The 18,204-nt window shown below is 59.9% G+C and carries 16 protein-coding genes; 15 read left to right on the top strand and 1 reads right to left on the bottom strand.

All coding sequences use genetic code 11. From position 1 onward, the window contains the following. Nucleotides 1-9: 9 nt before the first annotated feature. Complete coding sequence (locus IG617_RS06030) at nucleotides 10-903, bottom strand: LysR family transcriptional regulator (RefSeq protein WP_192108256.1); 894 nt, start codon at nucleotides 901-903, stop codon at nucleotides 10-12. A 141-nt stretch (nucleotides 904-1,044) separates the two neighbouring features. Between IG617_RS06030 and IG617_RS06025 the strand changes: the two genes are divergently transcribed. The 15 genes from IG617_RS06025 to IG617_RS05955 all read left to right on the top strand — a co-directional run bounded on the left by IG617_RS06025 (nucleotide 1,045) and on the right by IG617_RS05955 (nucleotide 18,194). Further along, nucleotides 1,045-2,667, top strand: coding sequence for an ABC transporter substrate-binding protein (locus IG617_RS06025; RefSeq protein WP_192108254.1), 1,623 nt, complete (start codon nucleotides 1,045-1,047; stop codon nucleotides 2,665-2,667). 3 nt (nucleotides 2,668-2,670) lie between these two features. Next, nucleotides 2,671-3,699: an ABC transporter permease gene (locus tag IG617_RS06020; RefSeq protein ID WP_192108252.1), complete on the top strand. Its 1,029-nt coding sequence runs from the start codon at nucleotides 2,671-2,673 to the stop codon at nucleotides 3,697-3,699. After that, nucleotides 3,696-4,580 carry an ABC transporter permease gene (locus IG617_RS06015; RefSeq protein ID WP_192108250.1) on the top strand — a complete coding sequence of 295 codons (885 nt, stop codon included), beginning with the start codon at nucleotides 3,696-3,698 and terminating at the stop codon, nucleotides 4,578-4,580. Before IG617_RS06020 ends, IG617_RS06015 begins: the two co-directional genes overlap by 4 nt. Next, nucleotides 4,577-6,226, top strand: a complete 1,650-nt coding sequence (locus tag IG617_RS06010; protein ID WP_209008285.1) for a dipeptide ABC transporter ATP-binding protein — start codon at nucleotides 4,577-4,579, stop codon at nucleotides 6,224-6,226. The genes IG617_RS06015 and IG617_RS06010 overlap by 4 nt, the downstream gene beginning before the upstream one ends. Before the next feature lie 29 nt (nucleotides 6,227-6,255). Then, nucleotides 6,256-8,079, top strand: a complete 1,824-nt coding sequence (gene atzF / locus IG617_RS06005; protein WP_192108248.1) for an allophanate hydrolase — start codon at nucleotides 6,256-6,258, stop codon at nucleotides 8,077-8,079. A 33-nt stretch (nucleotides 8,080-8,112) separates the two neighbouring features. Beyond that, nucleotides 8,113-9,096 (top strand): isopenicillin N synthase family dioxygenase, encoded by a 984-nt coding sequence (locus IG617_RS06000; RefSeq protein WP_192108246.1) that lies wholly within the window; start codon nucleotides 8,113-8,115, stop codon nucleotides 9,094-9,096. A gap of 244 nt (nucleotides 9,097-9,340) precedes the next feature. Then, the gene (locus IG617_RS05995; RefSeq protein WP_192108244.1) at nucleotides 9,341-10,453 is read left to right on the top strand and encodes a BMP family ABC transporter substrate-binding protein; all 1,113 of its coding nucleotides are present in this window, start codon (nucleotides 9,341-9,343) and stop codon (nucleotides 10,451-10,453) included. Nucleotides 10,454-10,577: 124 nt separating this feature from the next. Beyond that, on the top strand, nucleotides 10,578-11,690 hold the full coding sequence (locus IG617_RS05990) for an ABC transporter permease (protein ID WP_192108242.1): 1,113 nt from the start codon (nucleotides 10,578-10,580) through the stop codon (nucleotides 11,688-11,690). Then, nucleotides 11,690-12,613, top strand: coding sequence for an ABC transporter permease (locus IG617_RS05985; RefSeq protein ID WP_192108240.1), 924 nt, complete (start codon nucleotides 11,690-11,692; stop codon nucleotides 12,611-12,613). The genes IG617_RS05990 and IG617_RS05985 overlap by 1 nt, the downstream gene beginning before the upstream one ends. Before the next feature lie 11 nt (nucleotides 12,614-12,624). Then, nucleotides 12,625-13,644 carry a formamidase gene (locus IG617_RS05980; RefSeq protein WP_192108238.1) on the top strand — a complete coding sequence of 340 codons (1,020 nt, stop codon included), beginning with the start codon at nucleotides 12,625-12,627 and terminating at the stop codon, nucleotides 13,642-13,644. Between the two features lie 6 nt (nucleotides 13,645-13,650). Next, the gene (gene biuH / locus IG617_RS05975; RefSeq protein ID WP_192108236.1) at nucleotides 13,651-14,388 is read left to right on the top strand and encodes a biuret amidohydrolase; all 738 of its coding nucleotides are present in this window, start codon (nucleotides 13,651-13,653) and stop codon (nucleotides 14,386-14,388) included. Continuing rightward, nucleotides 14,385-15,932 carry an ABC transporter ATP-binding protein gene (locus IG617_RS05970; RefSeq protein ID WP_192108234.1) on the top strand — a complete coding sequence of 516 codons (1,548 nt, stop codon included), beginning with the start codon at nucleotides 14,385-14,387 and terminating at the stop codon, nucleotides 15,930-15,932. The genes biuH and IG617_RS05970 overlap by 4 nt, the downstream gene beginning before the upstream one ends. After that, the gene (locus IG617_RS05965; protein ID WP_192108232.1) at nucleotides 15,929-16,615 is read left to right on the top strand and encodes a cysteine hydrolase family protein; all 687 of its coding nucleotides are present in this window, start codon (nucleotides 15,929-15,931) and stop codon (nucleotides 16,613-16,615) included. The genes IG617_RS05970 and IG617_RS05965 overlap by 4 nt, the downstream gene beginning before the upstream one ends. After that, the gene (locus IG617_RS05960) at nucleotides 16,612-16,797 is read left to right on the top strand and encodes a DUF4089 domain-containing protein (protein ID WP_192108230.1); all 186 of its coding nucleotides are present in this window, start codon (nucleotides 16,612-16,614) and stop codon (nucleotides 16,795-16,797) included. The genes IG617_RS05965 and IG617_RS05960 overlap by 4 nt, the downstream gene beginning before the upstream one ends. Further along, a complete protein-coding gene (locus IG617_RS05955; RefSeq protein ID WP_192108228.1) occupies nucleotides 16,794-18,194 on the top strand; it encodes an AtzE family amidohydrolase in 1,401 nt (466 codons plus the stop codon). The genes IG617_RS05960 and IG617_RS05955 overlap by 4 nt, the downstream gene beginning before the upstream one ends. Nucleotides 18,195-18,204: the final 10 nt, after the last annotated feature.

The following is an 18,204-nucleotide window of genomic DNA, read 5'->3' as shown; positions in this document are numbered from 1 at the left end:
TGGCGGCGACTATAGGTCGGCAAGTGCGAGCGCCAGCTGATTGGCGAACCGTGCCGAGGCCACCGGCAGCGTACGACCCTTCATCTGCAGCAGAGACAGATTGCCCGGCGAAATATCGCGCACGGACAAAGGCTTGAAGGCAAGCCGGTCGTCGAGGCCGATATTCAGGCCGATGGGAAACTGAAAACCGATGGCCTGATCATTCTGGACGTAATGGCGCATGAACTCGAACGACTCTGCCTCGATCGTCGGCGCTAGTTTCTGGGACATGCGGCCGACCGCTAAGTCAAGAAGGTAGCGAATGCCGATCGCGGGCGGCGGCACCACATGCGGATACGCCAAACAGTCTCTGAGCCGAAGTTCGTCCTTCGCCGCCAACGGGTGGTTCCGCTCCATCACCGCATAGACCGGCTGAGTGATCGACATGATCACATCGAATTCGGCCAGATGACGCGGCTCGAACACAAGCGCAAGATCGCTGTTGTAGTTGCGCAGCTCCATCTCCGCCGCATCCCTGTCGCGCACATTGACCGAAAAGGTGACACCTGGGTGCTCACGCCGGTACTCGGCGATCTTGCTCGGCATGAAATAGGGCTGAATGGCCTGTGAGCAGGAAATCGAAACGCGCCCCCGGCGAATACCGGAAAGGTCGGCAACCTGCGCCCTCACCCGTTCCAGATCAGAAGACTGCGCCCGAATGTGCTGGATCAGCAGTTCTCCTGCCGGATTAAGCCGTACGCCACGTGGAAGGCGCTCAAAGATCGGTGCGCCGAACTCGGCTTCGAACCCCTGGATCCGCCGGTTCAAGGCGGAAGAGGTGATATTCATGTCTTCTGCCGCTTTTCGAATAGAGCCCGCTTGAGCGACGGCTTCGATCAACAGCAGTGTCTGAAGGTGCTTCATTTTCAGAACCTTAGAGAGAGCGCTGCATTTAGAGAAGCGCAAAGCTGCAAAATTAGCAATAGAAGTACTCACTAATTCTGCGCATCGTTGCCTCAACAGATCGGAAGCAGGGCTTCCTTCATCACTATGAGGACCGACGCGATGAACGACACTTCCCGACGCAGTTTCTTGAAGGGAGCTGGTGCAACGGCTCTTGGAGCATCTGTCTTACCGTTCCTGAAGGTTCTTCCCGCCTCTGCAGCAAGCGGCGACGTCGTCGTGGCCGTCACGGGCCAGACAATCAACAGCCTGGACATCCATCGCACGGGAACCAACCGCCCCAGCTATCAGGTCGCGGTCAATGTCTATGACCGGCTCGTCAGCTTTGGCACCAAGACGCTCGCGGACGGCAGCCTGTCTTACGATTATTCCGTGATCGAGCCGGAAGTTGCCGAGAGCTGGGAATTTGCCGACGACGGCATGGCAATCGTGTTCAAGCTGCGCCCGGAAGGCAAATTTCAGGATGGATCGCCGATCACCGCCGCAGACGTGAAGTGGTCCTTTGACCGCGCCGTCAGCGTCGGCGGCTTCCCGACGGTCCAGATGAAAGCCGGCTCCCTTGAAAAACCGGAACAGTTCGAAGCCGTTGACGACCTGACCTTCAAGATCAACCTTCTGCGCAAGTCCAAGCTGACACTGCCTGATCTCGCGGTCCCGGTTCCGATGATCATCAACTCCAAGGTTGCCCTTGCAAATGCGACCGAGGAAGACCCCTGGGCGATGGAATATCTGCACAAGACGCCGGCCGGTTCCGGTGCCTTCAAGGTTGCAGCCTGGAAACCCGGTGAGCAGCTTGTTTACGAGCGCAACGACGACTGGACCTCAGGTCCTTTGCCGGCCGTCAAGCGCGTGGTCCTGCGGGAAGTTCCAAGCCCGGCCACCCGGCGCGCCCTTCTGGAGCGCGGCGATGTGAACATGTCCTTCAACATGCCCAACAAGGACGCGAAGGAATTGTCCGATCTCGACGGCATCACCGTCGCGACCACGCCGATCGAGAACTCGATCTACTGCCTGTGTCCAAACCTGGCGTTCGAACCGTTCAAGGACAAACGCGTCCGCCAGGCCATCGCTTTCGCCGTCCCATATGATGAGGTTTTCCAGACCGCAGCCTATGGTAGAGGTGCCCCCATGTGGGGCGGCGAAAACGCCACACCGACCGACATTTCCTGGCCTCAGAAGTTCCCTTATTCGACAGATCTCGAGAAGGCCAAGGCGCTCCTGGAAGAAGCAGGCTACGGCGACGGCTTCGAAGTGCCTTTGTCGATCTCGCAGAGCCAGGCCGACTGGATGGAGCCGACTGCGCTGCTCATTCAGGAAAACCTTGCCAAGATCGGCATCACCGCAACCATCGAAAAGGTTCCCGGCGCCAATTGGCGCACGGCGTCTCTCGTCGAAAAGCGGCTGCCGCTTCATCTTGAGACCTTCGGCGGCTGGCTGAACTACCCGTGCTACTACTTCTTCTGGGCGTATCTGGAAGGCCACCTCTTCAATTCCTCCAACTACCGCAACGAGGAAATTGAGGCCCTGACCGCAGAGACCCTGCACATGTCCGTGGAAGACCCGGACTACGCCCCGAAGATCAAGCGCATGATCGAAATCGTCTGGGATGAGGTGCCTCGTATCGCCCTGTGGCAGCCGGCTCTCAATGTGGGCACCCATGACGTGTCGGGCTACGAGTACTGGTTCCACCGTCAGCTCGACGTCCGCGGCCTGAAAAAGGCATAAGACATGCTGCCGGATCGCCTTTTGACCATCGGGCTCAGGGTCGCCCAGGCCTTACCTGTCATCTTTGGTGTCATCGTGGTCAGTTTCATCCTGACCCGGGCACTGCCAGGCGACCCGGCAGTTTATTTTGCAGGCGCGGCTGCGGATGAGGCATCGATTGCCGAAGTCCGTAGTGCCCTCGGACTGGACAAATCCCTGCCCGCACAGTTCTGGATCTATCTGACGGATCTGGCGTCCGGCGATCTGGGTCAGTCCATCTCAACCGGACAGTCCGTTGCTTCGGACCTGGCGACCCGGCTTCCCGCATCGCTCGAACTGACCCTGATCTCGCTCGTCCTGTCCTGTTCGATCGCCATTCCTCTGGGGATTCTCGCAGCCACCCGCCCAGGATCGGCCGTCGATCATCTGTGCCGCGTTCTCGTCACCGCAGGCGTCTCACTTCCTACCTTCTTCACCGGTGTCGTGCTGATCTACGTCTTCTACTATCTGCTTGGAATAGCGCCCTCACCGCTTGGCCGGCTCGATTTCGTCTACATCGAGCCAGATCAGGTGACCGGATTCTATCTGATTGATGCGGCCATCGCCGGCGATTGGGAAACCTGGACAGGTTCGCTCAAGCAGCTGGTCCTTCCCGCGATCACGCTGGCACTTTTCACCCTCGCCCCGCTGGCCCGAATGACCCGTGCTGCCATGCTCAGCGCGCTCTCTTCCGACTATGTCCGCACGGCGCGCGCCGCTGGCCTCACGGAAGAAAAGGTGCTGTCCACCTATGCCTTCCGCAACGCGCTCTTGCCGGTCGTGACAACGCTCGGAATGGTCTTCTCCTTCACACTTGGCGCCAATGTGCTGGTCGAAAAGGTCTTCGCCTGGCCAGGCATCGGTTCCTACGCGGTCGAAGCGCTTGTCGTGTCCGACTATGCTGCCGTGCAGGGCTTTGTTCTTGCCATGGCCTTGCTGTTCGTGGCGCTCAACCTCGTCATCGATCTCACCTACACCATGATCGACCCGCGCATCGGATTTCAGACCAAATGACCGACAGCGCCCAAGACCTCAGTCCGCAAACAACAACCGACGGCCCACTGGCGCATATGGTCTATGTGCTGCGGTCCAATCCGGTCACCCTGCTCGCCTTCGCGATGTTCCTGGTGCTCATCGTGGCGGCACTCTTCGGTCCCTCGCTCGTTGCCTATGATCCGCTCGCCTCAAACGCATCGCGGGCACTCCAGCCACCCTCGTGGGACCATCTCTTTGGCACCGACAACCTCGGCCGGGATGTCTTCAGCCGGGTCATCGTTGCCACGCGGCTGGATCTGGCGATTTCGATCGCCGCCGTCGCCCTGTCTTTCGTCATCGGCTCGGTTCTGGGAGCTATTGCCGGCTATTGGGGCGGCTGGCTCGATGCTGTGCTCAACCGCCTGTTTGACACGATCATGGCCTTTCCGCTGTTCGTGCTGGCCATGGGCATCGTCGCAGCTCTGGGCAACACGGTGGAAAACATCGTTTACGCCACGGCCGTCATCAACATTCCCTTCTACGCCCGTCTCGTCCGGGCAGAAGTCAACATCCGGCGCGATTCCGGGTTTGCGCTCGCAGCAAAGCTGTCCGGCAATTCCGACCTTCGCGTCCTTGCCCTTCATATCTATCCGAACGCACTGCCGCCGATGATGGTTCAGGTCTCACTCAACCTGGGTTGGGCGATCTTGAACGCGGCCGGTCTCAGCTTCATCGGCATGGGCGTCCGTCCGCCGACCGCGGAATGGGGCATCATGGTGGCCGAGGGTGCAAACTTCATCGTATCCGGCGAATGGTGGCTGGCCTTTTTCCCCGGCTTTGCCCTGATGTTCGCGGTGTTCACTTTCAATCTTCTGGGAGACGGGTTGCGCGACATGGTCGACCCCCGGCAGCGCACATGAGCCTGCTTTCCATCGAAAAGCTCAAGGTCTCCTTTCAGACCCGACGAGGCGAGGTTCAAGCCGTTCGCGGTGTCTCGCTCAACGTCGACAAGGGCGAAATTCTGGGAATTGTCGGCGAGTCCGGCTCCGGCAAATCAGTCACCTCCTACGCTCTGATGCATTTGCTGGACAAAGGTGGTTCGATCACCGGCGGCGCCCTTTCCTACGGCGGGCTTGATCTCAAGAACGCCAAGGAGAGCGCCATGCGCGACCTTCGTGGCCGCGAGATCTCGATGATCTTTCAAAACCCGCGCGCAGCTCTCAACCCGATCCGCAAGGTCGGCCACCAGATCGAGGACGTCTTGCGCCGCCATGCCAAGGCAACCCGTTTCACGGCCAGGGCGGAGGCAATCAAAGCACTGGAAGCCGTCCGCATTCATGACGCCGAAGCGCGCTATCACGCCTATCCCTTTGAGCTGTCCGGTGGCATGTGCCAGCGCGTCGTCATTGCCATTGCCCTGGCCTGCGACCCGAAACTGCTTATCGCGGACGAGCCGACGACGGGCCTTGATATCACCACCCAAAAAGCGGTGATGGACCTCATCAGCGAGTTGATCGCAGAACGCGGCATGAGCGCATTGGTCATCACCCATGATCTGGGTCTGGGGGCTCAATACTGCGACCGGATCGTTGTCATGAAAGACGGAGAAGTCGTTGAAGAAGGTGCGCCTGAGCAGCTTTTTGTCGCCCCCAAGCACGCCTACACCCGAAAGCTCGTGGACGCGACGCCACGTGCGGGAGCTGAAGTGCGCTCGCTCCTGCCCAAGAGCAAACGCACGCCAATGCCGCAGTTTCATCCCTCAGGCACGCCGCTTCTGGAAGTCCGCGATCTTGTAAAGACCTATCAGGGCAAGTTCGGTCCGGTGCACGCGGTCAAGGGCATCTCATTCGATGTTCAAAAGGGGCAAAGCGTCGGCCTCGTGGGGGAATCCGGCTGTGGCAAGTCGACGACATCCTCAATGCTTGTGCGTCTGGACGATCCGACAAGCGGCGTCATTCGCTTCAACGGTGAGGATCTTGCGCAAACCCCGGCACAGTCCTTTGCCCGCGATCCGCGCCGCGCGTCGATCCAGATGGTTTTTCAGGATGCGACCGATAGCTTCAACCCGCGCCATACCGCGCGGCAATCCATAAGCGAGCCTCTCGCACGTCTGGCCAAGATGGACCGTACACAAAGGCGCGCACGCGTTGCGGAATTGTCAGACCTTGTCGGACTTCCGCAGCCCTTGCTCGACCGGTTTCCGCACCAGCTCTCCGGGGGCCAAAAGGCACGTGTCGGGATTGCCCGCGCGATCGCTCTCAATCCCGAGTTTCTGGTGCTTGATGAGCCAACAGCCGCTTTGGATGTCTCCATCCAGGCGGTCGTTCTGAACCTTCTTGTCGACCTGCGCGCCAAGCTCGGCGTCAGCTATCTCTTCGTCAGCCATGATCTGCATGTCGTTCGACTGCTGTGTGACCATGTGGTCGTGATGAAGGACGGCGAGATCATCGAGCAAGGGCCTACGGCTCAGGTCATGGACACGCCTTCTCACCCTTATACCCGTGCGTTGCTATCAGCAGCCCCAAAGCCCCCGACTTTGACGAGACCGACCTTTTCGGCGGCCTGACAACAACAAGAAAATGTTGAGGTATTTCGATGTTTGACCTTCCCTTCACTCTCACGTCACTGCACACCGCCTATCGGGACGGGTTGCCGGCGAGCGATGTCGTTGAAGAGGTCTATCGCCGGATAGAGGAAGTCTCCGACCCGGGCATCTTCATTCACCTGATCGACAAGGCGGAACTCCTCGAAGAATCCGCTGCGCTGGGTTCGTTTGATCCGGCCAGGCCGCTCTGGGGAATTCCCTTCGTGATCAAGGACAACATCGACGCGGCCGGAAAACCGACGACCGCTGGCTGTCCGGCTTACCAATTCCTCGCCGAAACGGACGCCTTTGTTGTTGCCAAGCTGAAAGCTGCCGGAGCGCTTTTGATCGGCAAGACAAATCTCGATCAGTTTGCGACCGGGCTTGTTGGCGTGAGGTCCCCCTACCAGCCGCCAAAGAATGCGGTCGACCCGGCCATGGTTCCAGGCGGTTCCTCATCAGGCTCAGCTGTCGCTGTCGGCCACGGCATTGTCAGCTTTTCGCTCGGCACGGACACCGCCGGTTCCGGCCGCGTGCCGGCAGCCCTCAACAATATCGTCGGTCTCAAGCCAACCCTTGGCGCACTCTCAGCAAGCGGCGTCGTGCCAGCGTGCCGCAGCCTCGACACCATTTCCATCTTCGCCCTGACGGTCGAAGACGCATACGCGGCATACCAGGCAGCTGCCGGCTTTGACGCTGCGGATGCCTATTCGCGCGCAATAGCTGCTCCCCCCCTCTCTGCTGTCCCGCCAAAGTTGCGCATTGGCATCCCGGATGCTGCGTCGATCGAGTTCTTTGGAGACGAGGCGCAGGCGCAATCCTTTGCCGCTACGATTGCGCTTTTGAAAGATGACGGCGCCGACATCATCGAAGTCGACTTCACGCCCTTTTATGACGTCGCCCTCATGCTCTACGAAGGCGCCTGGGTTGCTGAGCGTCACACGGTTCTCGAGGACCTGATGCGCAACACGCCGGAGGTCGTCCATCCGGTGACGCGGCAGGTGGTGGGTGCCGCGTTGAAACTGTCAGCAACCGACGCTTTCCGCGGGATCTACCGGCTGAAGGAACTGGCCCGCAAGACAGAACCGGTGATGCAATCGGTCGATCTGCTGTGCGTGCCGACCATGCCGACCTTCTATTCCGTCGCCGACCTGGACGCAGATCCCATTGGCCCCAATTCGCGAAACGGCACATATACCAACTTCGTCAATCTGCTCGACATGTGCGGCCTGGCCGTTCCGGTCGCGCCACGCTCAGACGGCCGCCCCGCCAACGTGACATTGCTTGCAGCCGCAGGGCGCGACGGCTTCCTCGCCGCCCTCGGATCAAGGCTAGAGCAAGCTGCGCCCCACACGCTCGGCGCGACTGGCTGGGCCTTGCCCAAATCAACAGATCTCGTGCCCGGGGCAACGGCAGGCGAGCTCGCTCTTGCCGTCTGCGGCGCCCACATGTCGGGCATGGCGCTCAATCATGAGCTCACCTCCCGTGGCGCACGCTTTCTCGAAACGGCCGCCACCAGCGAAGCCTATTCATTCTACGCGCTGGCGGGCGGTCCGCCCAAGAGGCCTGGCCTCGTACGCAGCAAAGACGGGTCGGGCGGAGAAATAGACCTGGAAATCTGGGCGCTCCCCCTGAGCCAGGTTGGCAGTTTTCTTGCAAGCATTCCTGGGCCACTTGGACTTGGAACAGTCGAACTGGCCGATGGTCGATCGGTTCAGGGCTTCATTTGCGAAGCCGCCGGAACCGATGGGGCCGAGAACATCACGCACCTGAAGAGCTGGCGCACCTACATCGGTACGCTTGGACAAAAACAACCCGTTGCAGCAGCGGAATAGACCGCTCCGGGTCAAAAGGCAGAACGGAAAACAATGAGCGAACTTGAGCTCCCAGTGATTGATTTGGCACCGGCTTTTGCCGGCACACCGGAGGGCTCGCAACAAGTTGCAAGCGCACTGGGAAAGGCCGCGCGGGAAACCGGTTTTTTCTACGTCCGCAACCACGGCATCGAGGCCGAACTGATCGACGCGACCTTCTCAGCCGCCCATACGCTTTTCGCTCAGCCGGCAGATGCCAAAGCCGCCTTGAGCCGGAACTTCTTCAAGACCAATCGTGGCTACGTGCCGATGAAGGGCGAAAACCTTGATCCAACGAAGCCCTCGGACCTGAAAGAAGCCTATAACATCGGCCTCGATCTGAGCGCCGATGACCCCCGCATCCTGGCCGGCGAGCCCTTTCGGGCCGTCAATCTCTGGCCGAAGCTGCCCGGTTGGAAGGACACGGTTCTAAGCTATTTCAACGCGATCTGGGATCTTGGCCGCACTCTGCACAAGGCCATCGCGCTTGACCTTGGCGTCGAGCAGACCTTCTTCGAAGACAAACTCGACGCTCCCTTGGCGACGCTTCGTCTGCTGCATTATCCGCCACAGCCTGATGATGCGGATGCCGGGCAGATCGGCGCCGGTACGCACACCGACTACGGCAACATCACCATCCTCCTGCCCGACGCCGTTGGCGGCCTCGAGGTCCAGCGCCGCGATGGCATCTGGCTGAAAGCCCCGACCATCGAGGGCGCATTCGTCTGCAACATCGGCGATTGCCTGATGCGGTGGACCAATGACATCTACGTTTCGACACCTCACCGGGTGGTCAACACGGGCGGCAAGGAGCGTTACTCCATCGCCTTTTTCCTAGATCCCAATCCGGACGCCGAGGTTGCCTGTCTGCCGACATGCCAGAGTTCGGATAAGCCGGCGAAATACCCGCCGGTCAGTGGCGCCGATTATCTGCGCATGCGCCTCGATGCCAGCTATGAACCGGTCAAGGCAGCTGCGAGCGAGGACACCCGCTTATGAGACCAGCTGCACAAATTCTACTCACCACCAGCAAGACTGGTGGCTTTTTAGCACCTTATCGACCTTCGGGCTGCCCTCTCGCAGCTCGCAAACCGATCTCGTTGCCGAAATCGTCCGTTCGGCAGCCTTTTAGACCATCTGCAGCCGCAGATGGCGCACTTGGCATGCCGGTTGCTGATGAAAATACGAGGTCAAGCTTGGGCAAGACGCCCGCTCCAACCCGCACTTATATGGGAGTCTGAACATGTCAAAATTCCAACTCAACCGCCGGTCGCTGCTGCAAAATTCTGCAGCCGGCATCCTTGGCCTTTCCGCCGCCGGCATCGCCAAGTCCGCTTTTGCCAGCGATCTGACTGTCGGCATTGTTTACGTCGGCCCGCGTGACGACTTTGGCTGGAACCAGGCACATGCGGTTGCCGCCGCCGCCCTGAAGGAAGTCCCTGGTGTCACAGTGGTCGAAGAGGAAAGCGTTCCTGAAACCATCGCCGTTCAAAAGTCGATGGAATCCATGATCAACCTCGACGGCGCGAAGATGATTTTCGCGACCTCCTTCGGCTACTACAAGCCCTTTGTTCTGGATGCCGCCGCCAAGTATCCGGATGTCGAATTCCGTCATGCAGCTCCGCTTTGGACAGACGCAGATCCCAAGAACGCAGGCAGCTATTTCGGCTACCTCGATCAGGCTCACTACGTTGATGGCGTAGCCGCCGGCCTGTCGACCACGACCAACAAGCTCGGCTTCGTCGCGGCCAAGCCAATCGGAACGGTCCTTCGCAACATCAACTCCTTCCTTTTGGGCGCCCGCAAGGTCAACCCGGATGCGACCGTTCAGGTCATCTTCACCGGTGAATGGTCCATGCCCGTCCGCGAAGCCGAAGCTGCGAACGCGCTCGTGGAAGCTGGCTGCGATGTTCTCACCTGCCATGTCGATGGCCCGAAGGTCGTGATCGAGACGGCCGAGGCCCGCGGCATCAAGTGCTGCGGCCACAACGCCTCGCAGGCGCCACTCGCCCCCAACGGGTTCATCACCGGCGCCGAATACAAGTGGGAGACCATCTACAAGAACTTCGCGGCCGATCTCGCCGCAGGCACGGTCCTGCCGAACTTCACAGGCGGCGGCTTCGATGTCGATTTCGTTCGCAGCACGCCATACGGCGCAGGTGCCAGCGAAGCGGCCATTGCAGCGGCAGACGCAGCACGCGCTGACGTGACAGCGGGCAAGCCGATCTTCACCGGACCAATCAACAAGCAGGATGGAACGCCGTTGCTGGCTGCTGGTGCAAACCTCGACAACTACGAGCCATCGCTCGATCAGACCGACTTCCTGGTTGAAGGCGTCATCGGCTCAATCACCTGACGGTTCATCTGGACTGAAACCTCTCCGGAGCTGGCCGATGCGCCAGCATGCTGACCCGGCTCCGGAGCGGCTGCATACTTTTCGGCAAACCGCCACTAAATGCGAAATTCCAACAGGACAGAGAATGGCCGATACGACCGAGACATTGCCCCTGACAGCGGAAAAGGGTCGCTTCAGCGAGACCCTGGAAAGGGTCCGGCGCTCGTCGGAATACGTCGTCATGCCGATCCTCGCCCTGATCGTCTCCGGAATTTTGTTCTCAATCTTCCTGTTTGCCCTCGGCAAGTCTCCCGTTGATTTCTTTTCCCTGGTCTGGCGCGGCGGTTTTGGCACCAGCTTCTCCTGGCAAAACACGCTCGCGCGATCGGCGCCCCTCGTGTTCACAGCTCTCTGCGTTGCCATACCGGCCCGTCTGGGACTGGTCATCATCGGCGGAGAAGGAGCCCTCGTTCTCGGCGGCTTCGCCGCAGGGGCCATCGCGATCCCGCTGATCGGCGTGGTGCCCTCCTACGTCCTGCTCGCCGTCATGCTCTTTGCGTCCATGATCGCCGGCGGCGCGTGGATTGGATGCGTCGGTGCCCTTCGCCATTTCAGGGGCGTGAATGAAACCATCGCGTCCCTCTTGATGTTCTATATCGCCGTCTCGATCCTGAACTTTTTCGTCGAAGGCGCGCTTCGTGATCCATCCGACCCGAACAAGCCCTCCACGGCGCCAATTGGCTCGGAAAACATGGTGGGCTTCATTCCTGGCACAGACGTCCACTGGGGACTGCTCGTCGGCATTCTCCTCTGCGGTCTCCTGTACCTGCTGATGAACCGGACGACCTTCGGTTTCGCGGCACAGATCGCAGGCGGAAACCTGCGCGCGGCCCAGGCCCAGGGACTTCCCGTCGGCAAGCTGATGGTGATTTCCTGCGCGATCGCAGGGGCCTGCGCGGGGCTTGCCGGTTTCTTCGAGGTCGCGGCCATCCATGGCAAGGCCAACGCCTCACTGATCGCCGGTTACGGCTTCACCGGCATTCTCGTTTCGTTTCTCGCCCGACATAACCCGCTTGTCATTGTTCCTGTGGCGATTTTCCTCGGCGGAATTGCCGCATCAGGCGGACTTGTCCAACGGCGAATGGATCTGCCCGACGCGACCGTGCTGCTGCTTCAGGGCCTCATCTTTCTGGTGCTCCTGGTCTCCGAGACCTTCTACGGGCGTCTGCCATTCTTTCGTTCAAAAGGAGCACAGTGATGGGTGACGACACCGGGCTGATGACGGTCCTGCTGGCCATGTTTGCCGGCGCGATCAGGGTCTCGACGCCCTTTCTTTTCGTCAGCCTCGGAGAGATGCTCACCGAGAAATCGGGCCGCATCAATCTTGGCCTCGAGGGCACGCTCGTCTTTGGCGCCATGTCAGGTTACGCGATCTCCTATCACACCGGGTCACCCTGGTTCGGCGTTCTTGTGGCAGGAGTGGCCGGCTCCTTGTTTGGCGCTCTCCATGGCTATCTTTGCAAGCTTCCGAAGGTCAACGATATCGCCATCGGCATCGCAATGATGCTCTTCGGTACGGGCCTCGCCTTCTTCTTTGGCAAGGCCTACATCCAGCCCTCTGCCCCGCGCCTGCCCGCGCTTTCCCTTGGCGGCTGGAGCGACCATCCCGGCATCCGCCAGGCGCTTGAAATCAATCCGCTGTTCCTGCTGGGCGTCGGTCTAGCCGTGCTCTTGTGGTGGGCGCTGAAGAACACCCGCTACGGGCTTGTCCTACGCACCACCGGTGACAGCGCTCCGGCGGCGCTCGCACTTGGCATCAACATCAATCTGGTGCGCCTGCTGGCGACGACTGCAGGAGGCTTTTTAGCCGGCATCGGTGGGTCGTTTCTTTCCCTCTACTATCCAGGCAGCTGGACCGAGGGCCTGTCTTCAGGTCAGGGGCTCATGGCCGTGGCTCTGGTGATTTTCGCAAGATGGAACCCGATCTACTGCTTCTGGGCAGCTCTCCTGTTCGGGGCTGCCGGCGCCCTTGGCCCTGCCCTTCAGTCCATAGGCATTTCGCGTGGCTATCACTTCTTCAATGCCGCGCCCTACATCCTCACGCTTTTGATCATGATTGTCAGCACATCGCCGAAACGGTCGCTCAAGGGCGCACCCGGCGAACTGTCCATCACCAAATAAGGAGCCACAGCATGAACGGACTTGGAGGCCTCAACAAAGCGCCAAACGGCGTGGTCCTTGGCATGGTTCAGCTCCAGCTGCCAACTGTAGAAACGGAAATCGACCTGGCAAACCAGACTCGGGTTATCGTCGACATGGTGGCCAAAGCCCGCCGCAACATGCCGACGATGGATCTGGTGGTTTTCCCCGAATACGCCCTCCACGGCCTGTCCATGGACATCAATCCGGACATCATGTGCCGTCTCGACGGTCCGGAAGTCTCAGCCTTCAAGAAGGCCTGTGTGGACAATGACATCTGGGGCTGCTTCTCCATCATGGAGCTGAACCCGGGCGGCATGCCCTATAACTCGGGCCTGATCATCGACAATGCCGGCGAGCTGAAACTCTACTATCGCAAGATGCACCCCTGGGTCCCCGTCGAGCCCTGGGAACCGGGCGACCAAGGCATCCCGGTCATCGAGGGGCCCAAGGGATCCAAGATCGCCTTGATCATCTGCCACGACGGGATGTTCCCCGAGATGGCGCGCGAATGTGCCTACAAGGGCGCGGAGATCATGATCCGCACGGCAGGCTACACCGCCCCGATCCGGGAGAGCTGGAAGTTCACCAACCAGTCCAACGCCTTCTGCAACCTCATGGTCACGGCAAACGTCTGCATGTGCGGGACAGACGGAACCTTCGATTCAATGGGTGAAGGCATGATCGTCAATTTCGACGGCTCAATCATCGCCCACGGCACCAGTGGCCGTCCCAACGAAATCATCACCGCCGAGGTCCGTCCGGACCTGGTTCGTGAGGCGCGGATCAACTGGGGTGTCGAGAACAACATCTACCAGTTCGGTCATCGCGGCTATGTCGCCGTCAAGGGCGGGGCTCAGGATTGTCCCTATACCTACATGACCGACCTTGCCGCCGGCACCTACAAGCTGCCTTGGGAAGACGACGTCATCCACACGGACGGAACCTCTTGCGGCTTCGAAGAGCCAACGAGAACCTTCGGCGAAAACGCCCACAAAGATGCTGCGGAGTAATCCAACATGAGCCTTGCAGAAGATCAGCAGCCTTTTGTCGTCGAAGGTCCCGTTGCAGCGACCCCCTACCCCTGGCCATACAACGGTGATCTGAGACCGGAAAACACCGCGCTCGTAGTCATCGACATGCAGACTGATTTCTGCGGGCCCGGCGGCTACGTCGACAGCATGGGGTATGATATTTCGCTTACGCGCGCACCGATCGAGCCGATCAAGAAGGTGATGGCGGCAATGCGCGCGACTGGCTTTCACGTCATACACACGCGTGAGGGACACCGGCCCGACCTGGCCGATTTGCCGGACAACAAGCGCTGGCGTTCCCAGCGTATCGGTGCGGGGATCGGAGATCCCGGGCCGTGCGGCAAGATCCTGGTGCGCGGGGAACCAGGTTGGGAGATTATTCCCGAGCTCGCGCCGCGGCCGGGCGAGCCAATCATCGACAAACCGGGCAAGGGGTCCTTCTGCGCGACGGATCTGGAGCTTCTCCTGCGCACCCGTGGCATCGACAATCTCGTCCTGACCGGTATCACGACGGACGTCTGTGTTCATACCACCATGCGCGAAGCAAACGACCGGGGCTTTGAGTGCCTGATCCTGTCGGACTGTTGCGGCGCCACGGATCCGGGCAATCACGAAGCTGCCCTCAAGATGGTCACCATGCAGGGCGGCGTATTTGGCGCGGTCGCCGATAGCCATACCTTTCTTGAAGGCCTTGGCAAGGTCACCGGGAAGGCAACCGCATGACGTCGCTTGCGCATCAACAGACGGCGCCTTCAAGAGCCGTTGGCATCGAAACGCTTGGCATGACCAAGGTCTTTGGCAGTCTTACGGCCCTTGATGATGTCTCCATTCGGGTCGCGCCTGGATCATTTCATGCCCTTCTCGGAGAAAATGGCGCCGGCAAGTCCACCCTGGTCAAATGTGTGATGGGTTTCTACCAGCCCACCCGCGGCACGCTTCTGGTCAACGGCAACGAGGAGACTGTCGCCAGTCCGCGCGCGGCCCATTCGCTCGGCATCGGCATGGTCTACCAGCACTTCACCCTAGTTCCCTCGCTCACCGCAGCCGAGAACCTTGTCATTTCAAGAGCAGACGCCCCGCAAGTGATTGACTGGCAGAAGGAACGCCAGGCACTTTCCGACTTTCTTCAGACGACGCCCTTCCGAGTTCCGCTGGATGTGCCCGTGTCCTCACTCTCGGCCGGTGAAAAGCAGAAGCTGGAGATCCTGAAACAGCTCTATCTGGATCAACGTTTTCTCATCCTCGATGAGCCGACCTCTGTCCTGACACCTGATGAAGCCGATGAGGTTCTCGGCCTTGTCCAGGACATGACAAAGGCGGGCGATCTGACCGTGCTGATGATCACCCACAAGTTCCGGGAAGTGACCAGCTACGCGGACGAAGTGACGGTGCTGCGTCAGGGCAAGATGATCGGCGGCGGCAAGGTTGGCGAGATCTCGGTGGCCGACATGAGCACCATGATGATCGGCGAGACCCAGATCAGGGAGCGCGCCGCGCGAAGTCAGACAAGCAAAAAGACGCTCAAGCTCGAACTGGCCGGCCTGTTCGCCGAAAACAACGAAGAAGCACCTGCCATTGAGGCGATCAGTCTGAAGGTCCACAAGGGTGAGATCCTGGGCATTGCCGGCGTCTCGGGCAACGGACAGTCAGAACTCATCGAGGTCCTTTCCGGCCAGCGGATCCCGAGTGACGGCCGCATCTTCGTCGACAAAAAGCCCTACGAGCCAACGCGGCAGCATATGGACCAGTTCAAGGTCTTCGGCTTCTCGGAAGAACCCTTGAGGAATGCCGCTGTTCCACGCATGAGCGTCGCAGAGAACATGGCGTTTCGCACCTTCGACAAGTCACCCATTTCACCGTTCAAGGGCTGGCTATCGCCTCCGCCCATGCGTGAACGCGCGCGGGAATTGATCTCGGCCTATCGCGTCAAGACACCAACGCCTGACGAGCCAATCGAAAACCTCTCCGGCGGCAATGTCCAGCGGGCGATCCTCGCCCGTGAGCTGTCAGGCACCGTTGACATTCTCATTGTCGCCAATCCTTGTTTCGGGCTCGACTTCGCCTCGGTCGCGGAAATCCGCGCCCAGATCATGGACCAGCGAAACAAGGGCGCGGCTGTCTTGCTCGTATCCGAAGACTTGGATGAGATTCTGGAACTCTCCGATACTGTTGCCGTCATGTCGGAGGGACGCATCACCTATTCCTCGCCGATTGCCGAAACAGACCGGGCAACAGTCGGTCACGCGATGGCAGGTCAACACGCATGATTTCCGTGAAGGCAGCGCCCTTTTCCTTCGACTTTGAGCCCAGCGACGTCGCGCTGATCGTCATTGACATGCAAAGGGATTTCATCGAGCCGGGTGGCTTTGGCGAAACCCTGGGCAATGACGTCAGTCATATGCAACGGTCCATAGCTCCAACAAAGGATCTTCTAGCCCTGTTTCGCGCCCAATCCTGGCCAGTCATTCATACCCGCGAATGTCACTTGCCGGATCTGAGCGATTGCCCGCCGGCCAAGCGGGATCGCGGTGCGCCCAGCTTGCGCATCGGTGACCCCGGACCGATGGGTCGTATTCTCATCAAGGGGGAGCCTGGCGCAGAAATCATCGCCGATTGCGCCCCGGTCGACGGGGAACTTGTAATCGACAAACCCGGCAAGGGCGCTTTTTATGCGACCGGTCTTGGCGAGCGGCTGGAAAAGCTCGGAATCAAGAGCCTTGTCTTTGCCGGCGTTACCACAGAGGTCTGCGTTCAAAGCACCATGCGCGAGGCGAACGACCGCGGCTACAATTGCCTGCTGATCGAGGAAGCGACCGAAAGCTATTTCCCCCACTTCAAGACCGCCGCACTCGAAATGATCCGTGCCCAGGGTGGCATTGTCGGTTGGACAGCGCCACTCGATGCGCTTAAAAATGCGGTTCAGGGCCAATTCGAAGGACAGATTGCATGAGCGAGACTTTCGATGCCAAGGCGCATGTCACTCATATGCAGGCGCTGAATGAGTTGACCATCGAAGACGACTGGCGCCCTGAGGTGGAAGCCCATATCACGGCGACGAAAAAGGCCGCCGATCTGCTTCTGTCCTTCCCGCTCGATGACGCCGAAGAAGCAGCCTCGGTGTTCGTGCCATGACCAGTTTCGACAGCATTCAAGCGGATGCCACCGCCATCGCCGACTCGGTCAAGACCACAGAGTTGACCGCGACACATACCGCCACAGCCAGCCTTGATCGCATCAAGCAGCTAAATCAAGCACTTGGCGCATTCACGGACGTGATTGAGACAAAGGCACTGAGTGACGCGCAGGAGGTCGATCGGCAGGTCGCAACCAGCGCTTATCTTCCCCTCGCCGGAGTGCCCTTTGCAGTCAAGAACCTGTTCGACATCGAAGGAATGTCCACGCGCGCGGGTTCCAAAATCAACCGCACCAATCCGCCAGCAACTGCGGACGCATTTCTGGTATCACGGCTAAAATCGGCTGGAGCAATCCTCACAGGCGGCTTGAACATGGGCGAATATGCCTATGACTTCACTGGTGAAAACATACATGACGGCAATTGCCTGAACCCGCATGACACAAGCCGCATGGCGGGCGGCTCTTCCAGCGGCTCAGGATCGTCGGTCGCCAGTGGCATGGTGCCCATTGCGCTCGGGTCGGACACAAATGGTTCCATTCGGGTGCCGTCCTCATTTTGTGGATTGTTCGGCCTGAAGCCAACTTACGGCCGCCTATCCCGGCATGGCACATTTCCCTTCGTGGGAAGCCTCGACCATCTGGGTCCGATGGCAAGGTCCGCCCGCGATCTCGCCCTTGTCTTCGATGTCCTGCAAGGACCAGATCCAATGGACCCCGCGCAGGCGGACAAGCCGTTTCTGGCAACAACGACAGAGCTCAGGAATGGCATCGAGGGGTTGAGAATTGCCACGGCAGGCGGCTATTTCCGAACAAACGCCGAACCAGAGGCCCTGGCCGCTGTCGACGCGGTCGCTGCAGCTGTTGGCGCAAGCCGAGAGGTTGAGATCCCAGAAGCTGCCCGCGCCCGCGCGGCAGCCTATGTGATTACGGCCAGCGAGGGAGCGAACCTCCACTTCGACCGGATCCGGTCGCGGCCGGAAGACTTTGACCCCGACACGCGTGATCGCTTCCTGGCCGGGACGATGATCCCTGCCCTTTGGGTCCAGCAGGCGCATCGGTTCCGCAGCTGGTTCCGTGACTTGATGAGCAAGATGTTCGAAGAATTCGACATCATACTGACGCCCACGACGCCTTTTACCTCTCTGCCGTCCGATACCAAGACAATCACGCTCGCCGGTCAGATCATGCCGGCCCGGCCGAACATCGGCCTGTTCACCCAGCCGATCTCCTTCATCGGGTTGCCCGCGGTGTCCGTACCGATCTGGCTGGAAGGCGCATCCCTGCCGATCGGCGTTCAGGTGATTGCACCTGCCTGGCGCGAGGACCTGGCCCTGCGCGTGGCGCACCATCTGCAAGAAATCGGCGTCGCCAAAGCGCCGGTCGCAGCACTTTGAACCTCGAAAG

The sequence above is a fragment of the Roseibium polysiphoniae genome, assembly GCF_014842925.1.
Lineage (GTDB): Bacteria > Pseudomonadota > Alphaproteobacteria > Rhizobiales > Stappiaceae > Roseibium > Roseibium polysiphoniae.
Note: the sequence above shows the minus strand (reverse complement) of the source record. Positions and strands in the feature narration are given on the sequence as shown.

Excerpts from the sequence above, each read along its gene's own strand:
- biuH (WP_192108236.1), top strand. The coding sequence starts at position 13,651 with ATGAGCCTTGCAGAAGATCAGCAGCCTTTTGTCGTCGAAGGTCCCGTT.
- IG617_RS06025 (WP_192108254.1), top strand. The coding sequence starts at position 1,045 with ATGAACGACACTTCCCGACGCAGTTTCTTGAAGGGAGCTGGTGCAACG.
- IG617_RS06020 (WP_192108252.1), top strand. The coding sequence starts at position 2,671 with ATGCTGCCGGATCGCCTTTTGACCATCGGGCTCAGGGTCGCCCAGGCC.
- IG617_RS05980 (WP_192108238.1), top strand. The coding sequence starts at position 12,625 with ATGAACGGACTTGGAGGCCTCAACAAAGCGCCAAACGGCGTGGTCCTT.
- atzF (WP_192108248.1), top strand. The coding sequence starts at position 6,256 with ATGTTTGACCTTCCCTTCACTCTCACGTCACTGCACACCGCCTATCGG.
- IG617_RS06015 (WP_192108250.1), top strand. The coding sequence starts at position 3,696 with ATGACCGACAGCGCCCAAGACCTCAGTCCGCAAACAACAACCGACGGC.
- IG617_RS05990 (WP_192108242.1), top strand. The coding sequence starts at position 10,578 with ATGGCCGATACGACCGAGACATTGCCCCTGACAGCGGAAAAGGGTCGC.
- IG617_RS06000 (WP_192108246.1), top strand. The coding sequence starts at position 8,113 with ATGAGCGAACTTGAGCTCCCAGTGATTGATTTGGCACCGGCTTTTGCC.
- IG617_RS05955 (WP_192108228.1), top strand. The coding sequence starts at position 16,794 with ATGACCAGTTTCGACAGCATTCAAGCGGATGCCACCGCCATCGCCGAC.
- IG617_RS05965 (WP_192108232.1), top strand. The coding sequence starts at position 15,929 with ATGATTTCCGTGAAGGCAGCGCCCTTTTCCTTCGACTTTGAGCCCAGC.
- IG617_RS05960 (WP_192108230.1), top strand. The coding sequence starts at position 16,612 with ATGAGCGAGACTTTCGATGCCAAGGCGCATGTCACTCATATGCAGGCG.
- IG617_RS05995 (WP_192108244.1), top strand. The coding sequence starts at position 9,341 with ATGTCAAAATTCCAACTCAACCGCCGGTCGCTGCTGCAAAATTCTGCA.
- IG617_RS06010 (WP_209008285.1), top strand. The coding sequence starts at position 4,577 with ATGAGCCTGCTTTCCATCGAAAAGCTCAAGGTCTCCTTTCAGACCCGA.
- IG617_RS05970 (WP_192108234.1), top strand. The coding sequence starts at position 14,385 with ATGACGTCGCTTGCGCATCAACAGACGGCGCCTTCAAGAGCCGTTGGC.
- IG617_RS05985 (WP_192108240.1), top strand. The coding sequence starts at position 11,690 with ATGGGTGACGACACCGGGCTGATGACGGTCCTGCTGGCCATGTTTGCC.
- IG617_RS06030 (WP_192108256.1), bottom strand. The coding sequence starts at position 903 with ATGAAGCACCTTCAGACACTGCTGTTGATCGAAGCCGTCGCTCAAGCG.